Source organism: Streptomyces inhibens, assembly GCF_003389455.1.
GTDB lineage: Bacteria > Actinomycetota > Actinomycetes > Streptomycetales > Streptomycetaceae > Streptomyces > Streptomyces inhibens.
Genome location: NZ_QUAC01000158.1, coordinates 73,297 through 82,850, shown reverse-complemented (window position 1 = coordinate 82,850; position 9,554 = coordinate 73,297). Strand labels below are relative to the sequence as shown.

The 9,554-nt window shown below is 69.2% G+C and carries 6 protein-coding genes and 1 pseudogene; 6 read left to right on the top strand and 1 reads right to left on the bottom strand.

Translation table 11 applies throughout. From position 1 onward, the window contains the following. Window positions 1-1,334: peptidase C39 family protein (locus DY245_RS20395; protein ID WP_244943161.1), on the top strand; the 1,334-nt coding region annotated here is incomplete at its 5' end. Between the two features lie 1,458 nt (window positions 1,335-2,792). On the opposite strand, the pseudogene DY245_RS20390 reads toward DY245_RS20395, so the two are convergent. Next, window positions 2,793-3,025 (bottom strand): annotated as a pseudogene (locus tag DY245_RS20390) (alpha/beta hydrolase); the annotation flags it as partial. A 71-nt stretch (window positions 3,026-3,096) separates the two neighbouring features. Between DY245_RS20390 and DY245_RS20385 the strand changes: the two are divergent. The 5 genes from DY245_RS20385 to DY245_RS20370 all read left to right on the top strand — a co-directional run bounded on the left by DY245_RS20385 (window position 3,097) and on the right by DY245_RS20370 (window position 9,550). Beyond that, complete coding sequence (locus DY245_RS20385; RefSeq protein ID WP_181923780.1) at window positions 3,097-5,247, top strand: ATP-binding protein; 2,151 nt, start codon at window positions 3,097-3,099, stop codon at window positions 5,245-5,247. Between the two features lie 172 nt (window positions 5,248-5,419). Continuing rightward, on the top strand, window positions 5,420-6,739 hold the full coding sequence (locus tag DY245_RS20380) for an SUKH-4 family immunity protein (protein ID WP_128508670.1): 1,320 nt from the start codon (window positions 5,420-5,422) through the stop codon (window positions 6,737-6,739). Window positions 6,740-6,983: 244 nt separating this feature from the next. After that, on the top strand, window positions 6,984-7,157 hold a 174-nt coding region (locus DY245_RS48330), incomplete at its 5' end, for a DUF6406 domain-containing protein (protein ID WP_220377924.1). A 16-nt stretch (window positions 7,158-7,173) separates the two neighbouring features. Next, window positions 7,174-7,365 carry a hypothetical protein gene (locus DY245_RS20375; protein ID WP_128508669.1) on the top strand — a complete coding sequence of 64 codons (192 nt, stop codon included), beginning with the start codon at window positions 7,174-7,176 and terminating at the stop codon, window positions 7,363-7,365. Between the two features lie 52 nt (window positions 7,366-7,417). Further along, window positions 7,418-9,550: a hypothetical protein gene (locus DY245_RS20370; RefSeq protein ID WP_128508668.1), complete on the top strand. Its 2,133-nt coding sequence runs from the start codon at window positions 7,418-7,420 to the stop codon at window positions 9,548-9,550. The last annotated feature ends 4 nt before the right edge of the window (window positions 9,551-9,554 follow it).

Sequence of the window (9,554 nt, the reverse complement as noted above, 5' to 3'; positions counted from 1 at the left end):
CCTCCGCGCAGGCCGCCGACGAGAGCCGCGCCCCCGCCGCGGACACCGCGGCCCGGGCCGCCACCACCCCGGACGCCGCCGCGCGCCGATCGAAGAGCCTCGTGGACCATCACGCCTGGACCACCGCAGCCGACTGGAACAAGGGCCACGCCAACGGGACCGCTCTGGCGCACGGCGCCCGCCCCGGTGTCCGTATCGCCCGCCCCGCCGGCACCGTCGACTACAAGGACCCGCACACCGGCCGGACCGCCTCCTGGGAGTACGCCACCTGGACCTCCCCCGTGCACACCCTCAAGGTCCCGGCCACCGAGGTCGTCGCCTCCTGGAATGCGCACGCCCCCGCCGGCACCTGGATCGCCGTCGAACTGCGCGGCACCTACACGGACGGCGGACGCACCCCCTGGTACGTCATGGGCCGCTGGACGGCCGGCGACAGCGACGCCGATATCCGGCGCACCTCCGTCGACGACCAGAAGGACGGCAGGAGCAGCATCTCCACCGACACCTTCGCCATCGACACCCCCGCGAGCGGCCTCCGCCTGACCTCGTACGAACTCCGCGCCACCCTGCACCGCAAGCCCGGCACCACCCTCACCCCGACCGTCTGGCGGCTGGGCGCCATGGGCTCGGACATCCCCGACCGCTTCGAGGTCCCGGCCTCCAAGCCCGGCCTGGTCGGCCGCGAACTGGTCGTCCCCCGCTACTCGCAGGAGATCCACAAGGGCCAGTACCCGGAGTACGACAACGGTGGCGAGGCCTGGTGCAGCCCCACCTCCTCCCAGATGATCATCGAATACTGGGGCCGTAAGCCCACCCAGCAGCAGCTGTCCTGGGTCAACCCCGACTACGCCGACCCCCAGGTCTGCCACGCCGCCCGCCACACCTTCGACTACCAGTACGACGGCTGCGGCAACTGGCCCTTCAACGCCGCCTACGCCGCCACCTACCCGAACCTCCAGGCCGTCGTCACCCGCCTCGGCTCACTCACCGACGCCGAACAACTCATCCACGCCGGCATCCCGGTCATCACATCCCAGTCCTTCCTCAAGACCGAACTCGACGGCGCGGGCTACGGCACCGCCGGCCATCTGATGACCCTCATCGGCTTCACCAAGGACGGCGACGTCATCGCCAACGACCCGGCCTCCCCGGACGACCAGGCGGTCCGCCACGTCTACAAGCGCCGCCAGTTCGAGAACATCTGGCTGCGGACGAAGCGCAAGAACGCCGAGGGCAAGGTCGTCAGCGGAACGGGCGGCGTCTGCTACCTCTACTTCCCGGCTAAGCCGGCACCAACTCAGCACCGCGTTCTGCGGGAGCTGGGAATCCGCTGAGCATGTGGTCGGGAGCCCAAGGCGTGTGAGGGCGCGATCCCAGGACTTACGAAACAGGTCCGGGTAGATCATTCCCCCGACTTGATTCCTTACAGGGAGCCGTTCAATGAGTGGCTCCCGGGCGACGGGTGCAGGCATGTCACGCCACTCGCCCTCTTTCCGATGCTTCAGAGGTGCATAGAGAGCAACGTACTTACCCGCCGCATCTTTGATGCGAACAACTTGTCGTCGGCAACGCAAGGTGCCATCAACTGCCGGCTCCAGTCGAGGCCCAATTTCCTTGACTACGACTGAAATCTTTTCAAAGCTGGGGAGCACCCTCTCATCCACTTGCCTGATGGGATTGTCGGGCTTCGCAGCCAGCTTGACCGGGTTCTCGCGGATACTTTTGTGTCGTACGGCGTGAGAAAACGTCCCTGAGAGGGCAATGCGAGGGAATCTATCGTGTTGGGCTTCGCGCCCTGCCGGCGCCAGCATGCGTACAGCTCCTCCACGTCCGCGCGGTGACCTGAGAGATCGTCTTCTTGCCCAGCTGTGGGAGTACGTGCAGGCGCATGATGCGTTCGTAGGACTCCTCCGTACCGGCCGCCGTGGTCTTCAGTCCGAGCCAATCGGCCGTATATCGCCGCACCGACACCTTGCCTGCGTCCGGATCGACGTAGAGATTCTCCCGCTTGTCGTTCTCCATCTTGGTCGCGAAGTCTTGCGCGTCCTTCTTCTGGGCAAAGGACTTTTCGCGCTGCCGAGTGCTACGCCCACCGGGTTCCCGGTACCGTACGAGTCACCGCTTACCGGGCATGCCAGCGCCCTTGTCCAGGACCGTCGCCAAATACACACCAACTTATCCGAGCTTCCCCGACGGGTCTTCCCGCCGAGTGTGTTGTTGTAACTCGGAATTCCGGCCGCGCCAAATGTGGGACGCGGTAGAGAATTTGGCTACGTAGCTACTCAGCAAAGGGCTTCAAAGTTGTATCATTGACGACGGGGCCGCGGCCGGCGTGAGCAAGCGCTCAGCTCATGCGCCCGGCCTGGTCATCCGGAGGCCGCAAACGGGGCGTCGCTTGGCGGTTCGCTACGGAGCGCGTTCACGTCCACCTGGCGCTTGCTGGTCTGTGTGAGTGGCGGTGCTTCAAAAGGGTGGCTCCGGGGGTTCGTCAAGAGTTGCGGGTGTAGTTCAGGAGATTGCTGACCCGACGCTGACACGTCTCGCTGACTCCGCTCGGATGGTTCGTCCGACTGCTGATCCCCGGTTCGTTGCCCGCAAGGCTCTCCCTAAGAGCCCGTAACGGGATCTTGTTGAGGTGCGCTGGTCGGGCGTGACTGTTGTGACGATCGGACCGTTCGGGGGGTGACGACTCGGCCGTGGATAGTGGACGACGACTTGTGGGTGCTGATCGCGCCGCCGCTGCCGCCCTGCCCCAAGCGATCACCGGGGCCGTAGCCGGTGTCGGACCGGCCCTCCGCCGGCTTGAGCAGAAACCCGACGTGGCCGGTAGCCAGGGTGTGCACGTCGTACGGATTGTCGGGCGTCAGGGAATCGGCTTCGGCGATCAGGCGGTCCTGCATGGCAACGGGAAGCGACCGGTCGTCGGCGAGACGGATGTAGGTGCGGGCGATGGTGCCCCAGGTGTCGGCATGGACCCGTGCGCCGGACATCATCACCGCCGGGGAGAGTCGTCCGGCTGCAAGATCGCCCCTAGGATGAACGGCGTACGGTCAACACGACTTGACGGTGCCGGACGGACAGGACAACGGGGAGACAATGACCAGCCCGACCCAGGCCCCAGAACGGACCGAGGCCCATGAGCCCCACCCCTACATCGGGGGGCGCAATGCCGCGCTGCGCGCGCTCACCGGGTGGCGGATGGAGTGGCCGGGCGCGCCTCGGGTCGTCATCCTGACCGGAAGTCCGGGCACCGGGTGTTCGCGGCTGCTCACGGGGTTCCTGATGCTCTGCGACCCAGAGTATCGCAAGGGGCTCGAGCTGGACGCGCTCGATCCGGCGACCGTGCCTCCGGACTTGCCCGCACCCGCGGTGCCGAGCATCGCCGGGCTGACGGCAGCGCAGACCTTGTGGCTGCTCGCCGATCACTACGAGTTGTCCGCGACCCGCACCGCCGACATCTTCCCCGAACTCGGTCAACTCCCGTTGTCCGGGCGGCCGGTGACGATCGTGATGCCGGATGTGGATCGGGCCGGTCCGGTGCGGGGGACGGGTGAGCCCGCGCAGGTGGTGCGGGACGTGCTGAAGCCCCTCGCCGCCATCGAGTCCATACGCCTTCTCGCCGACGTGCCCCGGGAGTTCGCCGTCGAGCTCGCCGAGGGCCTGCCGCCCGGCGTGGCCCAGATCATCGACCTCGACGCACCCGAGTGGGCCGACCCCAAAGGGCTTGTGCTGCAGGCCGAGGCGCTGCTCAATCCCCAATTCGGCGCCCCGGAGCTGCCGTTCACGACCGAGCCTGACGCTCGACGCGCGCTCGCCGAGGCGATCGCCCGGCACGCGGGAGACGGCGCGGGCAGCCGCCTGACCGTGCATCTCGCCGTGCAGTCGATCCTGATGCACCCGGAGGGGTTCGACCCGGCGGATGCGAGCCAACTGCCCGGCAGCATCGGCGAAGTGCTCGATCTGCACGCCCAGCGACTTGACACCCACCCCCGCACCCTGCGGCAGATCCTCGCGCCCCTCGCCCTTGCCGAGGGCGACGGCCTGCCCGTGCACCTGCTGACCCCGCTCGCCTCCGCCGTCGCCGAGCGGGACATGAGCGAAGACATGGCGCGGGGCATGCTGCTCATCGCCCCCTTCATCCGTCGCATCGAGAGGGCCGGCGAAGGCATCCCCGAGGACGAGCGGACGCTCCTTGGATTGCAGCACCCGGGTATCGCCGAGGCCGTTCGGGCAGGTATTCCGGATGTTCCGGGCGCTCAGGCGCGTATCGCCATGGAGTTGCTGGAGGCCGTACCCCATCAGGACTGGGCGAAGGCAGGGGCGTACGTTCGCGATCGCATCGCGGGACACACCCTGGAGGCCGGTTTGCTCCCCCGGCTCCTCACCGACCCCGGCCTGTTCGCCCACGCCGAGCCGGTGCGGTTGCGCGCCGCGGTGGAGGCCGTACCCCCGGAGCAGTTGGACGCACCGGCGCGCACATATCTGCGTACGGCCCCGCTGCTCACCCGCACCCAGGCACCCGCCATCCTTCGCGCGGCGCTCCTGGAGACCGCGTTCGTCGAAGACGGACTGCCGGAGTACGCGGCGGTGTTGCGCCGCATAGTGCCCGAGCTTCCCTGGCACACCCTGTGGAGCGTACCGGTCGCCGGGGTCGACGCCGTGACCATCGGCAAACTGCCCCCGTCCGCGGCCGCGTCGGACAGCGCCGCGGAGGCTCCTGCGAAGCAGGAGCCTCCGGAGTCGGCCCCGCTCGCCGTCGCCGTGAGCGCGGTGCCTCAAGGCACCCCGGGTTCAAGCCCGTTGAAGGCCGACGATCCCAAGGCCTCCGCCGTGCTGGTGCAGGACCTCGCCACCGGCTCCGTCATCGATGCCGACCCGACCCAGATCCTGCGCCTCTCGGATGACGAGCGTGCCACGGGGCCGCTCGGGTTCAGCCGCGGCGCCGACTATGTACGCGTCTGGCGTCGCGGCGAGCAGAAGGGCGACGAGAAGATCGTCACGGCCCTGATCTCCGCCACGCCCTTCACGGGAACCGACCTCTCCCCCGACGGCATCCTCCTTGTTGCCACGGAAAGCGGAGTGAAGGCGCTGCAGATCCGCCCGGCGCAGCCCTATGCCACGACCGCTCGGCGCTCCGTACCCGACCCCCAGGCAGCCGAGCCCGAGCCCGTACAGGCCCCCGAGCCCAAGCCGGAAGCCGCACAGGCTCCACAAGCCCCCGGGCCCGATGCCCACCCGACCGCCTGACACCCACCCACCGCAGACCGTTAGCCTCGAAGACTCAAAGGCCCGAAGCCTCTCGAAGGCGCCCGCATCAGACCGCCTGCACCCAGGCCCACTCGGACGAGGGCCGCGGAGCGCCCGGCACCGACCCCGGCCGCACCGGCCCCGTCCGCCCGAAGACTCGAAGGGAGTTCCCGTGATCAGCCAAGAGCAGGCGCTCGCGACCGCCGAGGGGTGGCTCAACCCCGAGGGACAGGAGCGCCGTGAGGTGCGGATGCAGGAGTTCGATCTGGGCTGGGTGGTGTGGGCCGCGGCCCCGCCGATCGAGCGTGACCCGGTCACGGGCAAGCGCCGGCCGCCGGCCACGATCGGCCACTCCTGCGGGGTGGTCGACCGCCGCACCGGCGAGCTGAGCACCTGGCCGTCCGTGCCGGTCGAGGAGGTCGTGCGGATGTATGAGCAAAAGCACGGCGGCGGCCAGGAGACCGCGCCGCCCGCGCAGCCGCCGGTCACCGGCCCCGGCAACACCACGGTCATCACCTACGTCGACCCGCGCACCGGCGAGGAGACGAGCCTCGTCAAGAACTCCGCCCCCGGTGAGCCGCACTCCGAGTACCAGGCCATGGCGGAGATCCAGAGCCTCGGCGTCCCCGCGCAGAACGTGGTCGCGATCCACACCGACCTCAGCTCCAGCCTGCTCCCCGGCGGATACCCGGGCCGGCTGATCGGCCGTCTCTACCCCAACGCCCGGTTTTCCTGCACGCATGAGTACGGCCTGCGGGGCGAGGAGCGCGCCGAGGCGATCGCCGGGCTGATTCAGCACGTCGAGACGATGCACCAGATCGCGGGACAGCAGCCGCCGCCCCGGCCTCACCGCGCGCCGGTGCCGACCGACGTCGAGCCGGCCGAGCCGCTCCGTGATGTTGCCCTGGGCCGCGACCTGACGGAGGCCTTCGGCGCTGACGGCGTACGTCGCTACGACGCCGACGACGTGGCGGGCACCCCGCTCCCCGAGGCCACCAAGGCCACGCTGACATGGGCCGGGCTTCCGACCGACATCCCGTTCTTCTTCACGGCCGACAGCCCGGAGGTGGAGCTTCCGGCCGGCCTGTTCGGCAATGCCGCCGCGCATCTGCGCGAGGTCGGCTCCCAGGCGAGCGCCGACTCCCTCGCGTTCCTGGAGGGTCACGTCAGGATCGGCACCGACGGGGTCGCTCTGATCACCGTCCAGTGCACGGGGTCCGATCTGGAGGGTGAGCCGGTCGGCCAGCTCTGGGCCGTCACTCCGGAAAGCGGCGCGGGCCGCCGCGTCAACGCCTCGGTGTCCGCCTTCGCCCGCTCCCTCGCGCTCCTGCACACCACGCGCGAGGAGATGATCGCGCTCGACCCGATCATGGCGGGCAGGGCCGTCGCCGACTTCCAGGATCAGCTCGTCGCCATCGACGCATCGGCCCTGGACGACCCGAGGAACTGGTGGTCGGTGATCGTCGAGCAGATGTGGCACGGGTTGTTCTGATCGACCCCGATCGCCTTGGAGGCGCGGCGCGTTGCCGACAACGCGCCGCGCCTCTTCGCGTACGTACGAGTACACGTCTTTGGAGGTTGAGAAGTGAGTAGTGCCGACACGATTGGTCTCTGGCACGGGATTCAGCGAAATCTCGAGAACGCCAGCTTCTCAGTGAACGATATCTACAGGGAGTCCGACGCCTCGGTCAGGGTTCGGCTCGTGACCTTCGCCACTGAGGAGCGGAGCCACATTNTCGGTCAGGGTTCGGCTCGTGACCTTCGCCACTGAGGAGCGGAGCCACATTCTCCGCATTGGTGAGACCTTCCCCGTGGGCGACGAGACATGGCAGCTCGCCGACTTGACGGGTTGGCCGAGCGAGGACGACTGGATCGTGGTGCTGCGCCGAGTCGCGGCTGCCCCAGCCTGAGAGCACGTACGCAAAGATGATCCCACCCGGCCAGGCCTGCCGCGCCTCCGATCGCGTCGAGGTGTCGGCACGCGCGCGTGCGACGGTCGCGAGGGCGGTACAGGGGTACGCGCCCGCGGAGCTGTGGATGGGGGAGACGGAGCGGGAGGCGGGCTACATCGGGCGCCGGGACATGCGCTACAACCCGCGGCTCAACGGACGCGCCTGATCGGACGGCGAGGACAGCCGCGACAGTCAAGACGGGAAGGGAGTACCGGACCATGGGCCGGCGCTACGAAGTGGACGGTTACACCGCCGAGTTGGACGACGACTTCCAGGTCGTCTACCGCAATCCACGCGGCAAGAAGCTTCAGCAGGCACCCGACCGGCTCGCGGACAGCGAAGGCGTACGCCGGCTGTACCGGCTGCGGCGGGCGCTGACAGAACACCGCAGGCACGCGCGCGTGCAGGCCGAAGCCTGGGCCACCGCAGGCACGCGCGTGCCCATGGCCCTCGCCGAGTCCGACCCCGTGTGGCGCGCGGCACTCGACGACGCCGGCGTCGAGCCGGCGGCAGACCCGCCCGCACCGGATGTCGACGAGGCGGCGCTGATCGCGCGCACATACGCCCACCCCGACGACCACACCATGACGCTCCTCCTGAGGGCCTCTTTCGCACGCCGTTGGGACGCGCTTGTGGCGTCGCAGGAGGACTGGGCGCTCACGGACACGTTCGCGACCGGCATCCGGGTTCCCGGGGACACCGAACTCACTTTCCCCGAGCGGCTGATGGCGGCGCACCCCGGCCGGGAGCAGGAGGCCCTGGAGGCGGCCTACGCCTTCGGCTGGAGCCTTTGGGGCAGCCCGCTTCTCCACAAGTCCATCTTGGACGGTGACTTGGAGCACCTGGCCGCGACGGCACCCAGGTTCCTCCCCGCCTTCCTCGACGAACTCGCCGACATGTGCCTGAAGGCGGGCGGAATGCACAAGGAGCACGCCACCGGGTACTTCACGCGCGCCAGGAGCGCCGAACGCGAGTACCACACCAAGCCCGACGAGCGATGGCTTGATGCCCGATACGCCACCTTCGCGGACCATGGAGCGCTGGCCATCGGGGCACTACGCGCGCGTGCCAAGGAACTGGCTCCCCGGGGCGCGGTGGTCTCGCCGGACCAACTCCGGCGATTCCGCGACGTACTGGTGCGACGCGTACACACGCCCCACGACCTGTATCCGGGCATGGCCGCGGATCTGCGCAAGGTGGCCCGGGCGGCGAGAGCGAATCCCGAGTCCGAAGTGGCCGCACTGCTCGAGGACATCGTGCCGAGGGTCGGGCTGTGCGCGGGCGACACGGACAAGTTCTGGGTCGACGCCCTGAAGGGGAAGGCCCTGGATCTGCTGGTCGAGCGACGCCCGGAAACGGTGTACGACGTACTGCGGCTGATCCCCGACGACGCGAACAGCACGGAGGACTGGCTGTCACTGCTCCGACGAAGCGGTGCCCTGGCCCTGTTGACGGGCGAGCGCCCGGGGCTCCCCGCTGGTGAGGTGGCCCGCCTGCTGCGCGACTGCCTGGCAAGCGAACCGACGTGGCGTGTGCGTAGTGACGAGCTGTACGACCTGGCGGTGCGCCTCGCCCCACGCCTGGCGGCCGACGCCGTTCCGGTGCGCCTGCCCTATCCCGCGCCCGACCGCAGGCGGGCCCCCATCCCGCTCGACCTGGCGGACGAACTCCTCGAACACGGGGTGCCGTTGGCCGACCCTCCGCCGAAACTGGGCAGCCCGGGCGCTGCCCACATGCTCGTCCACCGGCGCCCGCACCTGACCCGGCTGCTTGCCGACCCCCGCTTCGCCCGCGAGCTACGCATCGCGCTCAACGCCGAACTCGAGCTGGAAGGGTTGCCGGAGGCGGGGGTGTCATACCACCGTCACTATCGCCCGCACCGGGACGCGGAACTCAACAGCTGGCGCAGCACCCCGGGCATCTGCCGTACGCCCATGGGCCGTGAGGTGCTGTGCGCATGGTTGAACCGCCAACGCGAACGCCTGCGCGCAGGGCTCGACCTGAACGGGCTCGTGCACGTGCTCGCCCCCTTCGTGCACATCGGCGGGGTTGTCGACGAGCTGCTCAAGGACGAGGCGGCGGCACGGGAGTTCGCGTCCGTGGACGTGGTCGCGCTGGTCCTGGCCGACCTTCCGACCGAGGCCGACCGTCCAGCGATCGAAGGGCTGATGGCCACGATGCGTCCCGAGGACCTGATCGGCACCAGGCCCATGCCGGGCTTGCGCACACGGATCGACGAGACCTTGCCCGACCTGTCCGAGTTGCAGGTCGCCCAGGCCTGGAAGGTGCTCCAGACGGGGGTCAACTGCCAGGAGGGGCTGAGGCGCCTTGTCGCCCGCCTCTCCGACTGATCGG

Excerpts from the sequence above, each read along its gene's own strand:
- DY245_RS20375 (WP_128508669.1), top strand. The coding sequence starts at position 7,174 with ATGATCCCACCCGGCCAGGCCTGCCGCGCCTCCGATCGCGTCGAGGTG.
- DY245_RS20385 (WP_181923780.1), top strand. The coding sequence starts at position 3,097 with ATGACCAGCCCGACCCAGGCCCCAGAACGGACCGAGGCCCATGAGCCC.
- DY245_RS20370 (WP_128508668.1), top strand. The coding sequence starts at position 7,418 with ATGGGCCGGCGCTACGAAGTGGACGGTTACACCGCCGAGTTGGACGAC.